Origin of the sequence: Pseudomonas sp. BIC9C, assembly GCF_034541995.1 — a bacterium.
In the GTDB taxonomy this organism is placed as follows: Bacteria; Pseudomonadota; Gammaproteobacteria; order Pseudomonadales; family Pseudomonadaceae; genus Aquipseudomonas; species Aquipseudomonas fluorescens_CC.
This window is the reverse complement of sequence record NZ_JAWDGM010000001.1, coordinates 863,371-883,615: the sequence shown is the minus strand read 5'-3', so window position 1 is coordinate 883,615 and position 20,245 is coordinate 863,371. Positions and strand designations below refer to the sequence as shown.

Genomic DNA, 20,245 nt, shown 5'->3' with positions numbered 1-20,245 from the left:
GTGAACGATTACGCGTGAAACCGGATGCCCGGCGGCGCTCTTGGGTTTTTCGCGAGCAAGCTCGCTCCTACAGGGGGAGGTGGCGGTTTCTACTGTTTGAGGCACTGGCCTGAACGGGCCTGGCACAGGGCAAACAACCAGCGGCGCAATCCCGGGAATCTCAGTTCCATACCAGCAGCTCCGCAGGGGTGGGGTTGTAGGCATTGCACGGGTTGTTCAGTTGCGGGCAGTTGGAGATCAGCACGATGACGTCCATCTCGGCCCGCAGGTCGACGTACTTGCCCGGTGCCGAGATGCCGTCTTCGAAGGTCAGGCCGCCGTCAGCGGTGACCGGCACGTTCATGAAGAAGTTGATGTTCGGCCCGATATCGCCCTTGCCCAGGCGACCATCATGGACACAGGCGCGCAGGTAGTTGTCGCGGCAGCTGTGCATGTAGCGTTTTTCCAGGGCATAGCGCACGGTGTTGCTCTCTTGCGCACAGGCGCCGCCGAGGGTGTCGTGACGCCCGCAGGTGTCGGCGACGATGGTCAGCATCGGCTTGCCGAGGTTGGAATACAGCACGCTGCCGGTGCTCAGGTACACGCTGTTCTGCCGGCGCAGGGTGCGCTGCACGTCGTAGCGCTCCTTGGGGGTGGCGGCGCTATAGAACAGCGTATCGACAGCCTGATTGCCTTCCAGATCGAGGATGCGCAGGGTCTGGCCGGCCTTGACCTCCATCAGCCAGGGTTCACCGGCGGGGATGGTGGCGCGGTAGACCGCCGTTTCGGGCTGTCTGTTTGCAGCATTGCCATTAGAAGCGGCAGTGGAAGCGATAGCGAGTGACATGGCAGCGATCCTCAGGCGAACAAACGGTCGGTGTTGATGAAGCCGCGCTCGTTTTCCGGGCGTGAGGTGCGGCAGTGTTCGGCGACACTGGCGTCGGCATTCATCCAGCTCAGCTTCAAGGGTTTCGGCGCGTATTCCGGGGTCGGGTCCATCGGGTGCTGCAGGGCGGTGAGCACCACCAAGGTGTCCATCGGCGCGTACAACTCGATGTAGTCGCCAGCCTTGGAATTGCCCGCGACGAAGTGGAAGCGCCCGGTGTCGTCGACGTTCACGCGGCTGAACAGGTTGAGGGTCATCAGCAGGTCGGACAGGCCCAGCCCCCACTTGCCCAGCTCCACCAACAGGTTGTCGGTACCGTTACGGAAGAAGCCGTTGCGCAGTTCCTGATAGCGGCCCGTGCCGTACTTTTCTGCCACTTCCTCAGCGCAGAGCACGCCGCCCAGGCTGTCGCTCCAGCCGCAAGTGTCGGCGGTGATGGCGGCCAGCACGCGGCCCATGTCCGAGTACAGGCAATGGCCGGCGGTGAGTTTGGCGGTGTGTTGGCACTTGAGGCTGTCGGGCAGGTTCAGGCGTTCGGTTTTTTCATTGGCGTTGAGCAACGTCAGGCTGACGTTGGCGCCGCCGCGCAGGTCGGTCAGGCGCAGCAATTGGCCGCGCTTGAGCACGAAGGAACGATGGCCGCCGCCGGGGAGCGTTTCTTCGGCGAAGGGCGGGAACAGTCGGGTCGAATCAGTCATGGGCAAAACCCTCTCAAGCGGTTCGAAGTGAGCCCGCCAGTTGCACTGGCAAGGCGTCGACGGCGGCACGGTGGGTGCGGCGGTCGCTGTTCAAAGGGATGTCGTAGGTAATGCGTGCGCCGTAGGCGCCGGGGGCGTGCGGGTCGAGGCGGACCTTGTCGAACACCAGCAGGCGCGTGCCGAGGCTGAAGCCTTCGGACAGGTCATGGGTGACCATGAACACCGTCAGTCGGGTCTCGCTCCACAGCTCCAGCAGCAAGGCGTGCATGTCTTTGCGGATGCCCGGATCAAGGGCGCCGAAGGGTTCGTCGAGCAGCAACACGCGCGGCTTCATGATCAGCGCCTGGGCAATGGCCAGCCGTTGTTGCATGCCGCCGGAGAGCTGCGCCGGGTACTTGTCCAGGGAGTGACCCAGACCGACTTTTTGCAGCATCTGCGATGCCTGTTCGCGGGCGTCTTTTTTGGCACTGCCGAACAGACGTCCGAGCAGCGGTGAGCGTGGCAATTCGAGGCCGAGCGCAACGTTGTCCAGCACACTCAGGTGCGGGAACACCGAATAGCGCTGGAACACTACGCCACGGCTGGCATCCGGCTCGCCGGCCAACGGCTGGCCGTCGAGCAGGATCTCGCCGCGACTGGCGCGTTCCTGGCCGAGCAGCAGGCGCAGGAAGGTCGATTTGCCGCAACCGGATGCACCCACGAGCGTGCAGAACTCACCCTCGTTGACGGTCAGGCTCAGGCCTTCGAGCACCACTTGGTCGGCGTATTGCTGCCAGACGTTTTTAACGGTGATGAAGCTCATTTGGCGGCCCCTTGGTGCCAGGGGAACGCACGCAGGGTCAGGCGCTTGAGGCCCCAATCCATCAGCCAGGCGAGCAGGGTGATCCACACCACGTACGGCAGGATCACGTCCATCGCCAGGTAGCGGCGTACCAGGAAAATCCGATAGCCAAGGCCGTCGGTGGAGGCGATGGCCTCGGCGGCGATCAGGAACAGCCACGCCGAGCCGAGCATCAGCCGCAGCGAGATCAGCAGCCGTGGCAACAATTGCGGCAGCACCACCCGCAGCATCAAGGTCCAGGTCGAGGCACCGAGGGTCTGGGCCTTGATCAGCAGCTCCACGGGGATTTCCCCGGCGCGCTGTTCCAGGTCCCGGGCCAGGGCCGGGGTGATGCCGATGACGATCAGCATCACTTTCGACACTTCCCCCAGGCCGAAGACGATGAACAGGATCGGCAGGATCGCCAGTGGCGGCACCATCGACAGCACTGTCAGCAAGGGTGACAACGGCGCACCGAACAGCGGCAGGGTACCGGCGGTGATGCCCAGGCAGAGCCCAGCCAGGGCGCTGATGCCCAGGCCGATGGCCAGGCGTTGCAGGCTGGACGCCGTGTCCTGCCAGAGCAGGTATTCGCCGGTACGGGTGTCGGCCACGAACGCCAGGCGTTTCACCGCATCGGTCATCTGCACGGCGCTGGGCAGCAGTTTGTCGTTGGGGTTGTCCGTCAGTCGCTCGGCCGAGCCCGTGAAGTAGGCGAACAGCACCAGGGCGAACGGCAGGATCACCAACAGCAGGTGACTCGGGCGGTCCGGGTGACGGTTGATCAGGCGCATGGCCAGTTCTCCTGATTACAGCTTGGCGTCGGCGGCCATCTGCACGTAACTCGGGTCGAAGCGCAGCTTGAGGTTGGCCTTGTCGCCGCTGGTCACGCCGTTGGCGAAGGCCATGCCCACCGCGCTGGTGTCCTTGGCGCCTTCACCCAGCAAGCCGTGCTGGAAGGAGAACTCGGCGACCTTGCGCATGGTCTCCGGCAGTTGCTTGCTGGTGCTGAATGCCAGGGCTTCCTTGGGCGTGGCGAACAATCGGGTGGTGTCCAGTTGCGCCTGGAAACCCGCCAGGTCAGTGCCCGAGGCTTTGGCCATGTGTTCCAGCGCGGCTTTGCTGGCGGCGTTTTTCGCGTTCATCAATTCGACGACTTCGAACCAGGCACCGGTCAGGGCTTTGCCCAGGGCCGGGTTGTCTTTGAGGGTGGCACTGTTGACCACCATCATGTCCATGATTTCGCCGGGGATCTGGCTGGAGTTGAACACTTCGCTCACACCGGGCTTGGCCTTGATGTCCGAGAGCATCGGGTTCCAGGTAGTAACGGCGTTGACTTGTTCGGTGTTGAAGGCGGCAGAGATGTCGGCGTCGGAGGTGTTGACCACTTTCAGGTCTTTCTCGGTGAGGTCCACCGAATCCAGCGCCCGGGCCAGCAGGTAATGGGAGACCGACAATTCCACCAGGTTGACGTCCATGCCCTTGAGGTCGGCGACTTGCTTGCCTTCGCCCTTGAGCACGATGCCGTCGTTGCCGTTGGAGAAATCGCTGACGATCAGCGCCGTGCTGTCGACGCCGCCGGCGGCCGGAATGGTCAGCGCGTCCATGTTGGTCATGGTGCAGCCATCGAACTGGCCAGCGGTGTACTGGTTGATCGATTCGACATAGTCATTGAGCTGCACCACGTCGATCTTGATGCCGTACTTCTTCGCCCATTTGTCGACGATGCCCTGGCTGCCGGCGTATTCCCATGGCATCCAGCCGGCATAGATCGTCCAGCACACGCTGAAGTGATCTTTCTGGGCAGCCTGGGACGAGAAGCTCACGAGGGCTGCAAACGCAGCCGCGAAGAGGGCGGGTAAACGAAGCTGGGACATGGTGGTTCTCCAGTTGGTCAAGGACGGACAGGACGGCAGCGGCACCGCTAGCGGTGGCTTGTCTCCCGGGCTTTTGTCCCGCCGTGTAACCTCAACTGGAGGTCGCCAACTCTCGGACCAGTCACTCGCGATTGCGAGCCGGAACCCTAGTCAGCCATTTTCAAATTGTGGTGCCGCGAACCTGTAGTGACTCCTGCACGGTCTTGCTAAAGCGAGAGGCGTGCCAAGTTGCGCCGAGCGCTCTGGCGCGGGGGGCAGGGAGGGCGACGGGTTGGATTGGCAAGGCGGACTGCCTTGTCATGGTGCGCAGGCGCACCGCATTGGAACGTATCCACCGCTGATCAGAAGGTGGCTGCGACGTTGCACTTGGCAGGGATTTGCCAGTCAAAACAGATGTCAGCCGGTCTGTGCTGGCTGCTGTCACAGGTCTTTACGGAGGCCGTCATGTTACGTCGATTGTTGTTTGGTGCATTGCTCGGTGTTGGATTGTCTGGCTGCTACTACTACGACGGTCCTGCCGATGTTTACGCGGCACCTTATTACTATCCCGGTTACTACTCGCCTTACTACTACGGTTACTACGGCCCGCGTTATTACGGCGGCTATCGCTCCTATTACTACGGTGGGCATGGCCATTACCGTGGTCACGGTTACGGCGGCGGTGGCTATCACGGGGGTGGATATCATGGCGGTGGATTTCACGGTGGCCACCGTTAATCATGGTGTGAATGGATGAAAAACCTTTCATCGGGCAGATGTTTCTACTTGTTTCAGGAGCGCACCAGATTCCGAATTCGATGTCTGATCTTTCGACAGTCAGTGAACATTTGACTGCCGCCTGCCAGCGTCGCTGGTGTGGCTCGCCCGCGGTCCAGGAGGCCGCCATGCACTGTCAAAAAAATCTGCGCCGAATCCTTTTGCTTGCTGTATCGGGGTTGTCCCTTGGTGGTTGCGTGCCTTACTACGACGAAGGAGGCAGTTACTACAGTTCCGAAGTCTATACCTCGCCTGCGCCAACCTATTACGCCGGGGGCCGCTCCTATTACTCCAATGGTTACTACACACCGCCGCCTCGGTATTACATGCCACCAGCGCGGTATTACCAGCCGACACCGCGCTATTACTCGCAGCCGCGGATGTATCAACCGTCCCCGCGCTATTACCAGCCGGCCCCTCGTTACTATCAGCAATCTCGGGGCAATTACCAGATGCATCAGAACCATGGCTGGGATGGCCATGACCGCGGAGGCTGGAACAATGACTTTCGCGGTCACGAAGGGCGCAACCATCGTGACGGGCGTGGCGATCACGATGGGCGGGGCGGCCATCGATAGTCCGTCGCAGTTTTAATGTGGGAGCGGGCTTGCTCGCGAAAGCGGTGTGTCAGACACAACAATGTTGGCTGACACAACCTCTTCGCGAGCAAGCCCGCTCCCACATTTTTTATGCCCGGACTTTAGTACTCCGACAGATCCGCCAGCGGATGCCGACCTTCCCAGGCCTTGTGGAAATGCGCTTCTACCACCGCATCCGGCACGTTGTTGATGTCCGGCCAGTGCCAGTGCGGCTTCTGATCCTTGTCGATCAACCGGGCGCGTACACCTTCGCTGAACTCCGGATGACGACAGCAGTTGAGGCTCAGGGTGTATTCCATCTGAAAGACTTCGGCCAGTGACAGGTGCCGGGCACGGACGATCTGTTCCCACACCAGGTGCGCGGTCAGCGGCGAGCCTTCGCTCAGGGTCCTGGCTGCGCGGCTCAGCAACAGGTCGCTGTGATCGCGCAAGGCACTGATGGCCTTCCAGGCGCAACGCACGTCGCTGACATCCAGCAACTCGTCGATCTGTTGACGGCGCGGCAGCCACTGGGCTTCGGGCATCTGTGCCACGGCTTCCTGCTGCAAGGCCTTGAGCAGGCTGTTGAGCTGCATGGGCGTCTGTTCCTGCCAGTTCAATTGCAGCAGTCCGTCGAGCAGTGCCGGCAGTTGATCGTCGAGCAGGAAGCGGTCGGCCAGGTCCAGATCGATGGCATCGCGGCCGTTCATGTGCGCGCCGGTCAGGCCCAGGAACAACCCGAGCTTGCCGGGCAGGCGCGACAGGAACCAACTGCCGCCAACATCCGGGTACAGGCCGATGCTGATCTCCGGCATGGCCAACCGGCTGCTCGGCGTGACGATGCGGATGCCCGCACCTTGCAACAGTCCCATTCCACCGCCCAGCACATAGCCGTGGCCCCAACAGATCAACGGTTTGGGGTAGGTGTGCAGTTTGAAGTCCAGGCGATATTCCGCCGCAAAAAACTGCGCGGCCAGTGGCGGTACTTCGCCCGGATGGGCGCGACTGGCTTCCACCAGGCTGCGCACTTCGCCACCGGCGCAAAAAGCCTTGGCGCCATTGCCACGCAAGAGGACGCAGACGATCTGCGGGTCCTTGGCCCAGGCCTCCATGCGGTCGCGCAGGGCGTTGATCATCGGCAGGGACAGGGCGTTCAGGGATTTTTCGGCATCCAGGCTGGCGATGCCGATGCGGGCGCCGTCGGTGCCGGTGAGTTCTTCGAAGTGCAGATTCATCGTGACCTCGATCGGGAAATTGAGGGTTAATTATGATCGCTGTGTGGGAAAGTGCCGGATCTGTGTCAGATCAATTGACAAGCGTGATGCGCTTTCCTAGGGTTCGCCCCATTGTTTTTGCCGGATGTAACCATGACTGCTGACGACCGTATCAAACTCGAACCGAGCTGGAAGGAGGCACTGCGTGCCGAATTCGACCAGCCCTACATGGCAGAGTTGCGAAACTTCCTGCAACAGGAGCGGGCGGCCGGCAAGGAGATCTATCCACCGGGGCCGATGATATTCAACGCGCTCAATTCCACACCGCTGAACAAGGTCAAAGTGGTGATCCTCGGTCAGGATCCCTATCACGGCCCGGGTCAGGCCCATGGTTTGTGCTTCTCGGTGCAACCCGGCGTGCCGGCGCCACCGTCGCTGGTGAACATCTACAAAGAACTCAAACGCGACCTGAACATCGACATCCCCAACCATGGCTACCTGCAGAGCTGGGCCGATCAGGGCGTACTGATGCTCAACACCACCATGACCGTTGAGCGCGCCAACGCCAATGCACACAAGGACAAGGGCTGGCAGTTTTTCACCGATCGCATCATTGAAGTGGTCAGCCAACAGCAACCGCACCTGGTATTCATGCTGTGGGGCGCCCATGCCCAGAGCAAGCAGAAGCTGATCGATGCGACCAAGCATCTGGTACTGACCTCGGTGCACCCGTCACCGCTGTCCGCCTATCGCGGCTTCCTCGGTTGCGGGCACTTCAGCCGGACCAACAAGTTTCTGGAACAGAATGGCGAGACGCCGATCGAGTGGCGGTTGCCGCCGGTTTGAAAAGCTTCGCGAGCAAGCCCGCTCCCACAAGGATCACGCGAACCCTGTGGGAGCGGGCTTGCTCGCGAATCGGGCGACTCGGTCCATCAGACTGAATCCGGGTCCCGGTTCCAGTACTTGAACAACGGCTCCGCCAGAAACAGCACAAACAACAACCGCATCACCTGCATCGCCGTCACCAGCGGCACCGACAGTTGCAGGGTTTCCGCCGTCAGGCTCATTTCGGCAATGCCACCGGGCATCATGCCCAAAGTCAGTGAACGCAAATCGAGGTGGGTCAGGGCACTCAAGCCCAGCGCCGCCGCCGTTGCAATCAACATGGTCAACACCGTGCCGATCAAGGTGCGCCCCATGAACGATGGCGCACGGCGGAAAAACTGCCGGTTGAAGTGACAGCCCAACCCGCTACCGATCAGCCATTGGCCGATCTGGCTGCCGCCATTGGGCAAGCCGATGTGCAGATCCCAGCCGATGCTGGCTGCCGCACTGACCAGCAACGGCCCGAACAGCCAGGGGTTGGGTTGCCGCAGGCGTTCCCAGATCCAGGCCGCCAATGCGCCTGCCGGGAACAGCAGGGCCAGCCAGCGCCAGTCCACAGCGGTGGCATGTAGAATCGGGGCGCCATCGCCCAGTAAATACTTGAAAGCCGCCGGCACGCAGAGCACCACTACCAGCACCCGCAAACTCTGCCCCGCCGCCACACGGCTGAGCACCGCGCCATTGCGGGCGCCGAGGTTTACCATCTCCCCGGAACCACCGGGCATGCTGGAAAAGAACGCCGTGGCCCGATCTTCACCAGTGCGGCGCATCAGCCATACGCCGACGGCCGCAGACAGGCTGGTGACCAACGCTCCGAAGAAGATCAGACCGAAATGACTCAGCACCTGCTCCATCACCAGCGGGGTGAAGTGCAGGCCAATGCCGATACCGACGATCCACTGGCCGCACTTGCGGCCGCCAGGGATTTCGGCCAATTGCCAGGGTGTCAGGCAGCGCACGAGGATGATCGCCAGCAACGAGCCGACCATCCACGGCAAAGGCCAGCCGACCTGGCTGGCGAGGTAACCGCCAAGCAGGCCGACCAGCGGGGTTCCCCACCAGTTTCTGAAGGGTGTCCGATCAGACATCGGCGATAGCGCGTTGCGCGGCCGAACGTTTGCGCCAGATGCGGATGATCGGCATCAACAGCATGATCGCCGTCAGCACCCAGACACCGAAGGTGATCGGGCTCGACCAGAGGATTTCCAGCGCACCGTTGGATATCGACAGGGCGCGACGCAGGTTCTGCTCCATCAGGCCGCCGAGGATGAAGCCCAGCAGCAGCGGCGACAACGGGAAGTCCAGCTTGCGCAGGATGTAGCCGAAGATGCCGATACCGATCATCAGGAACAGGTCGAAGGTGGTGGCGTGCACCGCGTAGACACCGATCCCGGTGATGATGGCGATCACCGGCACCAGTGCCCAGTTCGGCACGGCGAGGATGCGGGTGAACACGCGGATCATCGGGATGTTGAGGATCACCAGCATGATGTTGGCGATGAACAACGAAGCGATCAGGCCCCAGACAATGTCGGGTTGTTCCTGGAACAGCAGCGGGCCCGGGGTGATGTTGTACAGCGACAGTGCACCGATCATCACCGCCGTGGTGCCGGAGCCAGGCACACCGAGGGTCAGCATCGGTACCAGCGCACCGCAGGCCGCGCCACCGATGGCGGTTTCCGGGGCAGCGAGACCGCGCTTGTCGCCTTGGCCGAATTTACCACTGGCACCGGCGATGCGTTTCTCGGTCATGTAGGCCACGGCACTGGCCAGGGTCGCGCCGGCACCCGGCAACACGCCCATGATGAAGCCCAGCACGCCGCAGCGAATGTTCACCACGAACACCGACGCCGCTTCCTTGAAGTTGAACATCATGCGGCCGGTGGCTTTCACCGCTTCCTGGCCGTGATGGGTTTTTTCCAGCAGCAGGAGGATTTCGCTGATGGAGAACAGCCCCAGCACCAGCACGACGAACTGGATGCCGTCGGTCAGGTGGATGTTGTCCCCGGTGAAGCGATACACGCCGCTGTTGGCGTCGATGCCGACCGTCGACAGGAACAGGCCGATCAACGCCGCGATGAAGGTCTTCAACGGTCGATCACCGGCCATGCCGCCGAGACAGACAATCGCAAATACCATCAGCACGAAGTATTCCGCCGGGCCGAAGGCAATTGCCCATTTCGCCAGTAGCGGGGCGAACAGCACCATGCCGCAGGTCGCGATGAAGGCGCCGATGAACGAACTCCAGGCCGACAGCGACAGCGCGACACCGGCCAGGCCCTGGCGGGCCATCGGGTAGCCGTCGAGGGTGGTCATCACAGTGGAGGCTTCGCCCGGGATGTTCAGCAGGATCGAGCTGATCCGGCCGCCGTATTCGCAACCCAGGTACACCGCCGCCAGCAGAATCAACGCCGACTCCGGTGGCAGGCCGAGGGCAAATGCGATCGGGATCAACAGTGCCACGCCATTGATCGGGCCCAGGCCGGGCAACAGGCCGACCACGGTGCCGATCAGGGTGCCGCACAGGGCGGTCACCAGGTTGTAGGGGCTCAGCGCGACGCCGAAGCCCTGACCCAAATAGCCAAGAGTATCCATGTCAGTTCTCCAGAACGTCGAGCAGGCCGAGGGGCAGCGGTACGTCCATCACGCGATCGAACAGCAGGTAAAGGCCGACGGCCATCAGGCTGATGATCACGATGCTGGGTACCCAGCGGCCACCATACAGGCGCGCCATCGGCACGCCAGTGAGGATGCTGGCGATGATGAAACCAAGGGGTTCGAAGGCGCCGGCGAACACCAGCAACAGCACCACGCAGATGCCGATCTTGGTCAGGGTTTCGCGGTCCAGCGGCGGCTCGTCATCGCTGTGCTTGATCGGCGCAGGACGAAATACCATGTACAGCAGTGCCGAGCCCATCAGGCCGAGCATCAGCAATGGAAAGGCCCGAGGCCCCACCGGTTCGTAGGAAAAAGCCGCTTGGTACGGCCATGCCATCAGTGCCAGGCCGATACAGGCCAGCAACAGCACCGAGGCGAAAATGCGTTGTAAGAGCATGAGGAACTCCTGGGCTGCGGCACCGCAAAACGGCGCCGCAGCCGCTAGACAGAGACGATCACTGGATCAGGCCGAACTCTTTGGCCAGCACTTTGTAGTCCGCGACCTGCTTCTTCACGTAGGTGTCCAGCTCCGGGCCGGTCATGGCGAACGGGAAGAGCTCGCGCTGATCGCGCAGCTTGGCGAAGTCTTCGGAGGCCAGCAGTTTGTCGAAGGCCGCTTTCCACCAGGCGTAGTCTTCATCGCTGACTTTTGGCCCGAGGTAGAAGCCGCGCACCACCGGCCAGACGATGTCGTAGCCTTGCTCGCGGGCAGTCGGAATGTCTTTCATTTCCGGCTCGTCCAGACGCTTGTCGGCGAACACTGCCAGCAGGCGCATGTCACCGCTGAGGATGTGCGGCATGGAGTCGGAGATGTCGGTGCTGCCGACCTGGATGTGACCGCCGAGCAGGGCGGTGGCAATTTCACCGCCACCTTCAAGGGCAACGTAACGCAGGTCGCGCGGGTTGATTCCGGCGGCCTTGGCGATCAGCGCAGTTTGCATCCAGTCCTGGCTGCCGACGGTGCCGCCGGAACCGATCACCACTTTGCTCGGATCTTTCTTCAGCGCCTGAACCAGATCGTCGAGGGTCTTGTAGGGCGAGTCGCTTTTCACCGCGATGGCGCCATAGCTGGTACCAACGGCGGCCAGCCAGCGCACGTTGCTTTCATCGAAACGACCGAACTTGCCTTGGGCCAGGTTCAGCAGCGAACCACTGGACCAGGCCACCAGGGTGCCGGCATCGGCAGGGCGCTGGGCGACTACTGCGTTGTACGCCACCGCACCGACACCGCCGGGCATGTAGGTCACGCGCATCGGTTTGGTCAGCAGTTTTTCGTTGACCAGCGCGCTTTGCGCCAGTTTGCAGGTCAGGTCGAAACCACCGCCGGGCGAGGCCGGAGCGATGCATTCCGGGCGTTTGGGTTCGGCAAGCGCTTGGCCGGTGAACAGCAGGACGCTGGCGGCGAGGGCGATTTTACGCATTGACAGGTTCATTCAAGTCTCCTTGGGAGTTGTTGTTTTGGATGTACTGAATTACCAAAGGGCAACGCTGTAGCTCACCAGCAGACGCACTTCATCGGCATCGCGAGCGGAGTAGTTGGAGCGGTAGGTGGCATTGCGCAAACGCACGGCGACATCCTTGAGCGCGCCGCTTTGTACAACATATTTGATCTCGCTGTTGCGTTCCCATTCCTTGCCTTCGCCACCGTTCTTGAGCTTGATGTTGTCACCGCTCACGTAACGGCTCATGAAGCTCAGGCCAGGGACGCCGAGGGTGACGAAGTCGAAGTCATAACGCGCTTGCCAGGAGCGCTCTTCGGCGCCGGCAAAGTCGTTGATCTGCACGAAGTTCACCAGGTACGGGTCGCTGCCATCCACATACGGGAACGCGCTGTCGCCGGACATGTGCTGGTAGCCCGCGCTGAACTTGTGCCCGCTCAAGGCGTAACTCACCAGACCGTTGAGGGACTTGTTGTCGATCTTGCCGCCACGGGCCTCGCCCTGGTCGTCGCTGATGGCAAACCGCAGGTCAGTGGCAAAGGTGCCAGGGCCGAATGGCTGCGAGGCGATCAGCCCGAGAAAGTGCTGGTTGTAGACTTCATCGAGTTGCGCGAAGTGGTAGCTGCCAGTGATCTTGTCGGTGAACTTGTAGTCCACGCCACCAAAGTCGAAGTGTTCGCCGGCCACCGTTCCGGCGAAGCGGCCGTTCTTGTTGTTGAGGGCAACATCCTCGAAGTCGGTGCTGTCGCGATCCTTGGCCTTGTCCAGGCGCCCGCCGGTGAAGGTCAGGTTCTTGATCTCTTTGGAGGTCAGCATGCCGCCTTCAAAGGTCTGCGGCAGGATGCGCCCGTCGTTGGGCTTGAGGATCGGCAGTTCCGGGATCAGGCTGCCGATTTTCAGCTCGCTGGCGGAGATCTTCACTTTACCGGTCAGGCCGAGCTTGGAGTATTCGTCGACGGCTCGTCCATCGTCGGTCGGCAGCAGACCGGTGCCGGTGCGGTCCGGGCTCGAATCGAGCTTGACCCCCAGCATGCCCAGCGCGTCGACACCGAACCCCACGGCGCCGTCGGTGTAGCCTGATTTCAGATTGAGCATGAACCCCTGGGCCCACTCGTCACGCTTGGACTGTTGGGCACTGGTACCGTCGCGAAAATCGCGATTGAAATACATGTTGCGGGTTTCGAACGTGGCCGAGCTGTCTTCGAAGAATGCGGCTTGGCTCAACGGTGAAAAACCGGCAAGGGCAGCAGCGCTGGCAAGCGCAGCGTGGCTGAAACGGGAGAGGCGGGCAGGCGCGATGGCCTGGGTCTGCAAGGACTGCATGGATGACTTACTCCGTTTATTGTTCTTATTTGTCGAAAACGCTTCGAGGCGTTTTTCCTATCGCTGTGTGGCGGCAGCGACGGCAGCCGAAACTGTCCGTGGCTGGACTGTAACGGGCTAACCTTTCGCTAAGCTTTCAGCTGGCTTTCACGGTTTTTCGGGCTTCACAGTAGCGATTGCGGCTGTAAACTCCGCGCCAAAGAATGGCGTCGACCATCCCTGAACGAGGTAAAGATCCATGCGTGTCCTGCTCGTCGAAGACCATTTGCAGCTCGCCGAAAGTGTTGCCCAGGCACTCAAGAGCACCGGGTTGACCGTGGACGTCCTGCACGATGGCGTGGCGGCCGACCTGGCGCTGGGCAGCGAGGAGTACGCCATGGCGATCCTCGACGTCGGCTTGCCGCGCATGGATGGCTTCGAAGTGCTGGCGCGCCTGCGGGCACGGGGCAAGAACCTGCCGGTGCTGATGCTGACCGCCCGCAGCGACGTCAAGGACCGGGTCCACGGCCTCAACCTCGGCGCCGATGACTACCTGGCCAAGCCGTTCGAACTGACCGAGCTCGAAGCCCGGGTCAAAGCCTTGTTACGCCGCAGCGTGCTGGGCGGTGAACGCATTCAGCGTTGCGGTGTGCTGGCCTATGACCTGGAAACCCGGCGTTTCACCCTTGGCGAAGAGTTGCTGACCCTGACCTCCCGCGAACGGGCCGTACTCGAAGCCCTGATCGCGCGCCCCGGTCGGGTGATGAGCAAGGAGCAATTGGCGTCGCAAGTGTTCGGTCTCGATGAAGAGGCCAGCCCCGATGCGATCGAAATCTACGTGCACCGCCTGCGCAAGAAACTCGATGGCCAGCCGGTTGCCATCGTGACGTTCCGTGGCCTCGGTTACTTGCTGGAAAGCCGCGATGCATAAGCCCAGCAGCCTGCGCTGGCGGTTGCTGTGGAACCTGGCGCTGTTGCTGGTGGTGTTGATGCTGGCCAGCGGGTTGAGCGCCTACTGGAACGGTCGTGAAGCCGCCGACACGGCCTATGACCGGACCTTGCTGGCCTCGGCGCGGACCATCGCCGCCGGTGTCTCCCAACGTGACGGCTCCCTGAGTGCCGACGTGCCCTACGTGGCCCTCGATACGTTTGCCTACGACAGTGCCGGGCGAATTTTCTACCTGGTCAACGACATCAATCAGAAGCTGATTTCCGGTTACGAAAACCTGCCCGCGCCACCGCCAGGAACGCCGCGCACCGACGACTATCCGGCGCTGGCACGTTTCTACAACGCCCAGTACCGCGGGCAGAACGTGCGCGTGGTGAGCCTGCTCAAGCCCGTGAGCGAGCCGAACATGAACGGCATGGCGGAAATCCGCGTGGCGGAAACCGATGAGGCGCGCGTCAGCATGGCCCGCAGCCTGGCGGCGGATACGTTGTTGCGCCTGGGTATGCTGGCAATGGGGGCGTTGATGCTGGTGTGGATTGCGGTGAGCGCCGCGTTGCGCCCGCTGGAGCGCTTGCGCACGGCGGTGGAAGAGCGTCAGCCGGACGATCTGCGCCCTTTGCCGTTGGTGGAAGTGCAGCGCGAATTGTGGCCGCTGGTGCGTGCACTCAATCACTTTACCGAGCGCTTGCGCGGCCAGTTCGAGAAACAGGCGCAATTCATTGCCGACGCCGCCCACGAACTGCGCACGCCATTGGCAGCGCTCAAGGCGCGTCTGGAACTGGGCATGCGCTCGGCCGAGCCCGATACCTGGCGCAGCACGCTGGAGACCGCCGCCCAGGGCACTGATCGCTTGACCCATCTGGCCAATCAGTTGCTGTCCTTGGCACGGGTCGAAAATGGCGCCCGGGCGATTGCCGAGGGCGGCGCGCAGTTACTCGACCTGAGTCAATTGGCTCGGGAGCTGGGCATGGCCATGGCACCCTTGGCCCACAAGCGCGGCATCGCGCTGGCGCTTGAAGCGGATGAACCCGTCTGGTTGCGGGGCGAGCCAACGCTACTGAACGAACTGCTGAGTAACCTGGTGGATAACGCATTGGCTCACACGCCGCCAGGCGGCAACGTGATTCTGCGCGTCTCGGCACCCGCCGTGCTGGAAGTCGAAGATGATGGCCCCGGCATACCTCTTGAAGAGCGCGATCGGGTATTCGAACGCTTTTACCGACGCAATCAGCAAGTGGCCGGTTCTGGATTGGGGTTGGCGATTGTCGGCGAGATCTGTCGCGCGCACCTGGCACAGATCAGCCTGCACGATGGTGAGCAGGCGGGTTTGAAGGTGCGGGTGAGTTTTATTGCGGGGGAGTGATGCAGCGCCTGTTCGGACCTCTTCGCGAGCAAGCCCGCTCCCACATTGAACCTGGTCGCCGCAGATCAAGTGTGGGAGCGGGCTTGCTCGCGAAGGGGCAACGCGTTTTTGGATCAGTAAAACATCGTGCGTGTTTCTTCCAGATCGGCGCACATCGCCGCGTCGTCGAAATCGATTCCGAGCGCCCTGTAGGCCGGTACACTCAGCGCATCGGTACGGGCGAGCGGATGATCAGTGTCCTGGAGGCAATACAGGCTGGCCACCTGCACCAGATCCACATAGTCGACCTGCGCAGACTGGCGTTTGAAGTTCAGGTATAGCCGCGGCACTTGTACCAGCATCTCGGGAAACTCCCAGACCTTGAGCAGTTTTTCGCCGATCAGCGGATGAATCTGGTCGATGACATGGTTGAGGCTGACCGGGTCGGACAGCAGCTCATAGTGATCTTCGGCGTAGGTCAGGATCGGCAGCACGCCGATCTGGTGCACCAGCCCGCCAAGGGCCGCCTGATCGGGCTTGAGTCGGGTGTAGCGGCGGCACAAGGCGTAGCTGACACCGGCGATTTCCAGGCTTTTACGCCAGACATCGCGCATCTTCTGTTCCACCACGTCGGACCGGGCATGGAAAATCTGCTCCATGACCAGGCCGATCGCCAGATTACAGCTGTAGTTGATGCCCAGGCGGGTGATCGCGGTATGCAGATCGGTCACTTCCTGGGTCGCGCGTAATAGTGGACTGTTGACCACTTTGATCAGGCGTGCCGACAGCGCGGTATCACGGCCGATCACTTTGCTCAGGGTACTGACGCTGACTTCCGGGTTTTCCGCGGCCTTGCGAATTTGCAGGGCCACTTCCGGTAACGTTGGCAGAACCAGGTCATCGTTATTGATGGCCTCAACCAAATCCTTTTGGACCTTTTCCGCCAGCTCGCTCATTTAGTCTCTCTAGGTGTTGCGCCAAGTGCTGCCGTTATTGCTGGATTTCGCGATCGCGGTCCAGTTCATAAGGCAGGTCGAGCAGTTGCAAGGACGGCCCTTCGAGCGCGCCCAGGTGGATGTCTCCACTCTCTGCTGCTTCGGCTTGCAACACCGCCAGGAGTTCGATGTTCTGCCCGGCGCGGGCAGCCAGCACCACTTCGCCGATCGAGCTGCCGTGGGTCGGGGAAAACAGCGCGATACCCGGTTCAGGCAGCTCGCTGGCAGCCAGTTGCAGGCGATACAGGCGGCGCTTGAGTTTGCCCAGGTACTGCATCCGCGCAACGATTTCCTGCCCGGTGTAGCAACCTTTCTTGAAACTCACGCCGCCGACCGCTTGCAGGTTGAGCATCTGCGGGATGAACAACTCGCGGGTGCCGGGCATGACCTGGCCGATCCCGGCGCGGACCTGGCCAAGAAGCCACTGGTTCAGGTCGCCTTCGCTCAGCACGGCCGACAGCTTGCCTTTGACCGCATCGGCTTGACCGGCGGCGACCCACAACTCGGCGCGTTCCGGCGAGACACGGATGGCTATCAGTCCATCGCTGCGCACGACGCTGTCGGTTTCTGTCGGCAGGTCCAGACCGAGGCTGGCCAGTGCGGCGTTGCCATGATCAACGCCGAAGCGGACCCAGGCGGCACTTTCGTCGGTCAGTTTCGATTTGGAGAACACCGCGTATTTTTTCAGGTCCGCCAGTTGCGGTTCGAGCAATTCGGCGGCCATGGCCAGGACCACGCCGTCACCTTCGAGCAGGATGCGGAAACTCGATTGCATCCGGCCTTTTTGCGTGCAGCGCGCACCGAGGCTGGCCCGGGAATCGCTCAGGTAGTTGAGATTGCAGGTCAGTTGGCCTTGCAGGAATTTGCTGGCGTCCGCGCCGCGGACCGCGAGAACACCTTCATGAGAAAGCGTGCAGAAAAAAGCAGAATCGGCCATGGGTCATCGCAGGGTAAAGAGTCTGGTGGACATCATAAGGGGGCGCCTTCGAAATGGGTAGTTCACAAAGGAATGCCGGTGCCGACCAAAGCCGAGTGTTCGACGGTGCGCGGGCCTGTATACTTGCGGCCTATTTGAGGAGCGCTCCATGGTCGAAGATGTTGAACTGAACCGCCTCTTTTGGCACAGCCGCCGCGGCATGCTTGAGCTTGATGTGTTGCTGGTGCCGTTCACGAAAGAGGTTTACGCAACGCTCAACGAGGTGGATCGCGCGTTGTACGTCCGACTGCTGACGTGTGAGGATCAGGACATGTTCGGCTGGTTCATGGAGCGCAGCGAATCCGAAGATCCTGAACTGCAGCGCATGGTCCGCATGATCCTGGATCGTGTCCAGCCCAAGTAACGGGTTCGAATGCCGCTGGCATGCCTCACGGCAGTTGCTGGCGGCGTATCTTTTGGCCCAGCTGTTCGCGTTGGGTTCGTTGTGTCTACTGTCGATTCCGGTCTGGGCCAGCTTGCTCGGTGTCGTGCTGTGTGTGGCTCACGGAGCCTGGCTGTTGCCCCGGCAGATCTTGCTGACGCACCCGCAGGCATTTTGCGGCTTGCGGCGCGATGCCGATGGCTGGCAGTTGTGGAGTCGGGCCAAGGGCTGGCAGCCGTGCAACTAAGGCCGGACAGCCTGGCGCTGCCGTTGGTGGTGGTGCTGCGATTCCGTCTGCGTGGCGAGCGCCGGGTCAGGGCCATTTGCGTGCCCCGGGATGCGCAGGCGGCGGAGGTGCACCGACGCCTGCGGGTCCGGCTCAAATTCAGCCGACGTAGGTGGGCGGCACCAGAATAGTGTCCAGCGCGACCGGCAACATGTCCGGGTAGTCGAGGGTGTAATGCAGGCCACGGCTTTCCTTGCGCTCCATGGCTGACAGAATCATCAGCTCGGCCACCTGGGCCAGGTTGCGCAGCTCGATCAGATCCCGGCTGACCTTGTAGTTGCTGTAGAACTCGTCGATTTCATCCAGCAACAGTTGCACGCGGTGTTGCGCCCGTTGCAGGCGCTTGTTGGTGCGCACGATGCCGACGTAGTCCCACATGAACCGCCGCAGTTCATCCCAGTTGTGCGCAATGATCACGTCTTCATCGGAATCAGTGACCTGGCTCGCGTCCCAGGCGGGAAGGGGGGCTGGCATCGGAACCCGGGGCAACTGTTCGAGAATGTCCGCGGCTGCCGAACGGGCATAAACGAAACATTCCAGCAGCGAGTTGCTGGCCATGCGATTGGCACCGTGCAGGCCGGTGAAACTGGTTTCGCCAATGGCGTACAGTCCCGGCACATCGGTGCGGCCCTGTTGATCGACCATTACGCCACCGCAGGTATAGTGCGCCGCCGGGACCACCGGAATCGGTTGCCTGGTGATGTCGATGGAAAATTCCAGGCAGCGTTCGTACACCGTCGGGAAGTGCGTCTTGATGAACGCTTCGGGCTTGTGGCTGATGTCCAGATAGACGCAATCGACGCCCAGGCGCTTCATTTCATGGTCGATGGCCCGGGCGACGATGTCCCGTGGCGCCAACTCTGCCCGTGGATCGAAGCGCTGCATGAAGCGCTCGCCGTTGGGCAGTTTCAGGTGGGCACCTTCGCCTCGCAGGGCTTCGGTGATCAGGAAGCTCTTGGCTTGCGGGTGATACAGGCAAGTGGGGTGGAACTGATTGAATTCCAGGTTCGCCACCCGGCAGCCCGAGCGCCAGGCCATGGCGATGCCATCACCACAGGCGCCGTCAGGGTTGCTGGTGTAGAGGTAAACCTTGGCCGCTCCACCCGAGGCGAGGATCACAAAACGGGCACCATAGGTGTCGACTTCGCCGGTGCCGCGATTGAGCACATAAGCGCCGAGGCAGCGATCACCTTCGAGTCCCAGGCGTTTCTCCGTGATCAGGTCAACCGCAACCCGCTGTTCCAGCAGTTCGATGTTCGGTCTTTTCCTGGCCTGGTCGAGCAGGGTTGTGAAAATGGCAGCGCCCGTGGCATCGGCGGCGTGGATGATGCGCCGGTGGCTGTGACCGCCCTCGCGGGTCAGGTGGAACTCGAACCCGCCATCTTCGTTGCTCGACTGTTCATCGCGGGTAAAGGGCACGCCCTGGTCGATCAGCCATTGAATCGCTTCCTTGCTGTGCTCGACGGTAAAGCGCACGGCGTCCTCATGGCACAAGCCGCCGCCGGCATTGAGTGTGTCATCGACATGGGATTCAACGGTATCGGTGTCATCCAGCACGGCTGCAACGCCGCCCTGGGCCCAGAAAGTCGAGCCATTGGCGAGGTTGCCCTTGCTCAGAACGGCAATGCGCAAATGACCGGGCAAGGTCAGCGCAAGGCTCAAGCCGGCAGCACCGCTGCCAATTACCAGAACATCGTGTTGAAACTGTTGGCTCATTTCAGGATTCCGCTCAAAGCGACCCGGGTCGGGGGTGGCGCAGCCGGACTGGCGAGTCGAGTCGGCCGTACTGCCCACTAGTATATAGAGGGGGGGAGCGGCACAATACCCGAGCCAGCATGGCATTGTGAAACTACTGTGACGCAAAACATCGGTCGCTTCGTCGGATGTTTTTCTGCCCGTTGGGCACGAGAATGACTGTATCGCCGATTTAACAGTCATTTTCGCTTCACGGTTGCACAATGTCGGTTCGGCGCAGCTATAAATATTTGGAACTTTTGCCAAAGGGCCAAGATCAATAGACGGTTGCCTGAAACAAGGGACAGCGTCGGCTTCAGTGAGGAATTGCGGTTCGATCCTTGCCGAAGAGTCCGATGACAAGATTATTCGCGCAGCCGGGTCAACTCGCGCTGCGCTTTTCGTGCGTGCCAAATCAGAGCCCGCAGGAAACTTGCCTGAGGGGGAGAACTTTTGCGAAAAGCCCGAGTCTATGTTTGCAAGTCTGGT

20 protein-coding genes, 1 pseudogene and 1 riboswitch are annotated in these 20,245 nt (G+C 61.6%); of the genes and pseudogenes, 7 read left to right on the top strand and 14 right to left on the bottom strand.

Annotated elements, in window-relative coordinates; all coding sequences use genetic code 11:
• Positions 1 to 160: 160 nt before the first annotated feature.
• From RS887_RS04220 to RS887_RS04200, 5 genes are read right to left on the bottom strand one after another with little or no spacing between them, the layout of a single operon-like run.
• A complete protein-coding gene (locus RS887_RS04220; RefSeq protein WP_322614486.1) occupies positions 161 to 826 on the bottom strand; it encodes an urea amidolyase associated protein UAAP2 in 666 nt (221 codons plus the stop codon).
• A gap of 11 nt (positions 827 to 837) precedes the next feature.
• Positions 838 to 1,563: an urea amidolyase associated protein UAAP1 gene (locus RS887_RS04215; RefSeq protein WP_322614485.1), complete on the bottom strand. Its 726-nt coding sequence runs from the start codon at positions 1,561 to 1,563 to the stop codon at positions 838 to 840.
• A gap of 13 nt (positions 1,564 to 1,576) precedes the next feature.
• A complete protein-coding gene (locus RS887_RS04210; protein ID WP_322614484.1) occupies positions 1,577 to 2,365 on the bottom strand; it encodes an ABC transporter ATP-binding protein in 789 nt (262 codons plus the stop codon).
• The gene (locus RS887_RS04205; RefSeq protein ID WP_322614483.1) at positions 2,362 to 3,177 is read right to left on the bottom strand and encodes an ABC transporter permease; all 816 of its coding nucleotides are present in this window, start codon (positions 3,175 to 3,177) and stop codon (positions 2,362 to 2,364) included. The genes RS887_RS04210 and RS887_RS04205 overlap by 4 nt, the downstream gene beginning before the upstream one ends.
• Positions 3,178 to 3,192: 15 nt before the next feature.
• Positions 3,193 to 4,260: a putative urea ABC transporter substrate-binding protein gene (locus RS887_RS04200; protein ID WP_111280190.1), complete on the bottom strand. Its 1,068-nt coding sequence runs from the start codon at positions 4,258 to 4,260 to the stop codon at positions 3,193 to 3,195.
• Positions 4,261 to 4,320: 60 nt separating this feature from the next.
• A riboswitch (guanidine-I (ykkC/yxkD leader) is annotated at positions 4,321 to 4,421 on the bottom strand.
• A 283-nt stretch (positions 4,422 to 4,704) separates the two neighbouring features.
• Here RS887_RS04200 and RS887_RS04195 point away from each other — a divergent pair.
• Positions 4,705 to 4,977 carry a hypothetical protein gene (locus RS887_RS04195; RefSeq protein ID WP_322614482.1) on the top strand — a complete coding sequence of 91 codons (273 nt, stop codon included), beginning with the start codon at positions 4,705 to 4,707 and terminating at the stop codon, positions 4,975 to 4,977.
• Between the two features lie 167 nt (positions 4,978 to 5,144).
• Complete coding sequence (locus tag RS887_RS04190) at positions 5,145 to 5,594, top strand: hypothetical protein (protein ID WP_322614481.1); 450 nt, start codon at positions 5,145 to 5,147, stop codon at positions 5,592 to 5,594.
• Positions 5,595 to 5,716: 122 nt separating this feature from the next.
• On the opposite strand, the gene RS887_RS04185 is transcribed toward RS887_RS04190, so the two are convergent.
• Positions 5,717 to 6,829, bottom strand: a complete 1,113-nt coding sequence (locus RS887_RS04185; protein WP_322614480.1) for an enoyl-CoA hydratase/isomerase family protein — start codon at positions 6,827 to 6,829, stop codon at positions 5,717 to 5,719.
• Positions 6,830 to 6,961: 132 nt separating this feature from the next.
• Here RS887_RS04185 and ung point away from each other — a divergent pair, with 132 nt between their 5' ends.
• Positions 6,962 to 7,654 carry a uracil-DNA glycosylase gene (gene ung / locus RS887_RS04180; RefSeq protein ID WP_111280198.1) on the top strand — a complete coding sequence of 231 codons (693 nt, stop codon included), beginning with the start codon at positions 6,962 to 6,964 and terminating at the stop codon, positions 7,652 to 7,654.
• Positions 7,655 to 7,740: 86 nt separating this feature from the next.
• Here ung and RS887_RS04175 read toward each other — a convergent pair whose 3' ends face one another.
• Genes RS887_RS04175 through RS887_RS04155 form a run of 5 tightly spaced genes read right to left on the bottom strand, consistent with a single transcriptional unit; the run spans position 7,741 to position 13,113 of the window.
• Positions 7,741 to 8,781, bottom strand: coding sequence for an AbrB family transcriptional regulator (locus RS887_RS04175; RefSeq protein WP_322614479.1), 1,041 nt, complete (start codon positions 8,779 to 8,781; stop codon positions 7,741 to 7,743).
• Positions 8,774 to 10,288, bottom strand: coding sequence for a tripartite tricarboxylate transporter permease (locus RS887_RS04170; protein WP_322614478.1), 1,515 nt, complete (start codon positions 10,286 to 10,288; stop codon positions 8,774 to 8,776). The genes RS887_RS04175 and RS887_RS04170 overlap by 8 nt, the downstream gene beginning before the upstream one ends.
• A 1-nt stretch (position 10,289) precedes the next feature.
• On the bottom strand, positions 10,290 to 10,748 hold the full coding sequence (locus RS887_RS04165; RefSeq protein WP_322614477.1) for a tripartite tricarboxylate transporter TctB family protein: 459 nt from the start codon (positions 10,746 to 10,748) through the stop codon (positions 10,290 to 10,292).
• A gap of 58 nt (positions 10,749 to 10,806) precedes the next feature.
• Entirely contained in the window at positions 10,807 to 11,784 is a 978-nt protein-coding gene (locus RS887_RS04160; protein WP_322614476.1) for a tripartite tricarboxylate transporter substrate binding protein, read from the bottom strand.
• A 39-nt stretch (positions 11,785 to 11,823) separates the two neighbouring features.
• Positions 11,824 to 13,113, bottom strand: a complete 1,290-nt coding sequence (locus tag RS887_RS04155) for an OprD family porin (RefSeq protein WP_322614475.1) — start codon at positions 13,111 to 13,113, stop codon at positions 11,824 to 11,826.
• Between the two features lie 238 nt (positions 13,114 to 13,351).
• Between RS887_RS04155 and RS887_RS04150 the strand changes: the two genes are divergently transcribed.
• Both RS887_RS04150 and RS887_RS04145 read left to right on the top strand, forming a co-directional pair.
• Entirely contained in the window at positions 13,352 to 14,023 is a 672-nt protein-coding gene (locus RS887_RS04150; RefSeq protein WP_322614474.1) for a response regulator, read from the top strand.
• Complete coding sequence (locus RS887_RS04145; RefSeq protein WP_322614473.1) at positions 14,016 to 15,404, top strand: sensor histidine kinase; 1,389 nt, start codon at positions 14,016 to 14,018, stop codon at positions 15,402 to 15,404. The genes RS887_RS04150 and RS887_RS04145 overlap by 8 nt, the downstream gene beginning before the upstream one ends.
• 113 nt (positions 15,405 to 15,517) lie before the next feature.
• On the opposite strand, the gene RS887_RS04140 is transcribed toward RS887_RS04145, so the two are convergent.
• Together RS887_RS04140 and RS887_RS04135 are read right to left on the bottom strand one after the other, a co-directional pair.
• Positions 15,518 to 16,339, bottom strand: coding sequence for an HDOD domain-containing protein (locus RS887_RS04140; RefSeq protein ID WP_322614472.1), 822 nt, complete (start codon positions 16,337 to 16,339; stop codon positions 15,518 to 15,520).
• A 34-nt stretch (positions 16,340 to 16,373) separates the two neighbouring features.
• Positions 16,374 to 17,315 carry a folate-binding protein YgfZ gene (locus tag RS887_RS04135; protein ID WP_322614471.1) on the bottom strand — a complete coding sequence of 314 codons (942 nt, stop codon included), beginning with the start codon at positions 17,313 to 17,315 and terminating at the stop codon, positions 16,374 to 16,376.
• 148 nt (positions 17,316 to 17,463) lie between these two features.
• Here RS887_RS04135 and RS887_RS04130 point away from each other — a divergent pair, with 148 nt between their 5' ends.
• Positions 17,464 to 17,718, top strand: a complete 255-nt coding sequence (locus tag RS887_RS04130) for a succinate dehydrogenase assembly factor 2 (protein WP_007979797.1) — start codon at positions 17,464 to 17,466, stop codon at positions 17,716 to 17,718.
• Positions 17,702 to 18,153: pseudogene (locus RS887_RS04125) on the top strand (protein YgfX). Before RS887_RS04130 ends, RS887_RS04125 begins: the two are co-directional and overlap by 17 nt.
• On the opposite strand, the gene nadB reads toward RS887_RS04125, so the two are convergent.
• Positions 18,122 to 19,738: an L-aspartate oxidase gene (gene nadB, locus RS887_RS04120; RefSeq protein ID WP_322614470.1), complete on the bottom strand. Its 1,617-nt coding sequence runs from the start codon at positions 19,736 to 19,738 to the stop codon at positions 18,122 to 18,124. The pseudogene RS887_RS04125 and the gene nadB overlap by 32 nt on opposite strands.
• Between the last annotated feature and the right edge of the window lie 507 nt (positions 19,739 to 20,245).

Excerpts from the sequence above, each read along its gene's own strand:
- RS887_RS04200 (WP_111280190.1), bottom strand. The coding sequence starts at position 4,260 with ATGTCCCAGCTTCGTTTACCCGCCCTCTTCGCGGCTGCGTTTGCAGCC.
- RS887_RS04155 (WP_322614475.1), bottom strand. The coding sequence starts at position 13,113 with ATGCAGTCCTTGCAGACCCAGGCCATCGCGCCTGCCCGCCTCTCCCGT.
- nadB (WP_322614470.1), bottom strand. The coding sequence starts at position 19,738 with ATGAGCCAACAGTTTCAACACGATGTTCTGGTAATTGGCAGCGGTGCT.
- RS887_RS04170 (WP_322614478.1), bottom strand. The coding sequence starts at position 10,288 with ATGGATACTCTTGGCTATTTGGGTCAGGGCTTCGGCGTCGCGCTGAGC.
- ung (WP_111280198.1), top strand. The coding sequence starts at position 6,962 with ATGACTGCTGACGACCGTATCAAACTCGAACCGAGCTGGAAGGAGGCA.
- RS887_RS04175 (WP_322614479.1), bottom strand. The coding sequence starts at position 8,781 with ATGTCTGATCGGACACCCTTCAGAAACTGGTGGGGAACCCCGCTGGTC.
- RS887_RS04215 (WP_322614485.1), bottom strand. The coding sequence starts at position 1,563 with ATGACTGATTCGACCCGACTGTTCCCGCCCTTCGCCGAAGAAACGCTC.
- RS887_RS04150 (WP_322614474.1), top strand. The coding sequence starts at position 13,352 with ATGCGTGTCCTGCTCGTCGAAGACCATTTGCAGCTCGCCGAAAGTGTT.
- RS887_RS04165 (WP_322614477.1), bottom strand. The coding sequence starts at position 10,748 with ATGCTCTTACAACGCATTTTCGCCTCGGTGCTGTTGCTGGCCTGTATC.
- RS887_RS04160 (WP_322614476.1), bottom strand. The coding sequence starts at position 11,784 with ATGAACCTGTCAATGCGTAAAATCGCCCTCGCCGCCAGCGTCCTGCTG.
- RS887_RS04210 (WP_322614484.1), bottom strand. The coding sequence starts at position 2,365 with ATGAGCTTCATCACCGTTAAAAACGTCTGGCAGCAATACGCCGACCAA.
- RS887_RS04190 (WP_322614481.1), top strand. The coding sequence starts at position 5,145 with ATGCACTGTCAAAAAAATCTGCGCCGAATCCTTTTGCTTGCTGTATCG.
- RS887_RS04205 (WP_322614483.1), bottom strand. The coding sequence starts at position 3,177 with ATGCGCCTGATCAACCGTCACCCGGACCGCCCGAGTCACCTGCTGTTG.
- RS887_RS04130 (WP_007979797.1), top strand. The coding sequence starts at position 17,464 with ATGGTCGAAGATGTTGAACTGAACCGCCTCTTTTGGCACAGCCGCCGC.
- RS887_RS04220 (WP_322614486.1), bottom strand. The coding sequence starts at position 826 with ATGTCACTCGCTATCGCTTCCACTGCCGCTTCTAATGGCAATGCTGCA.
- RS887_RS04145 (WP_322614473.1), top strand. The coding sequence starts at position 14,016 with ATGCATAAGCCCAGCAGCCTGCGCTGGCGGTTGCTGTGGAACCTGGCG.
- RS887_RS04135 (WP_322614471.1), bottom strand. The coding sequence starts at position 17,315 with ATGGCCGATTCTGCTTTTTTCTGCACGCTTTCTCATGAAGGTGTTCTC.
- RS887_RS04185 (WP_322614480.1), bottom strand. The coding sequence starts at position 6,829 with ATGAATCTGCACTTCGAAGAACTCACCGGCACCGACGGCGCCCGCATC.
- RS887_RS04195 (WP_322614482.1), top strand. The coding sequence starts at position 4,705 with ATGTTACGTCGATTGTTGTTTGGTGCATTGCTCGGTGTTGGATTGTCT.
- RS887_RS04140 (WP_322614472.1), bottom strand. The coding sequence starts at position 16,339 with ATGAGCGAGCTGGCGGAAAAGGTCCAAAAGGATTTGGTTGAGGCCATC.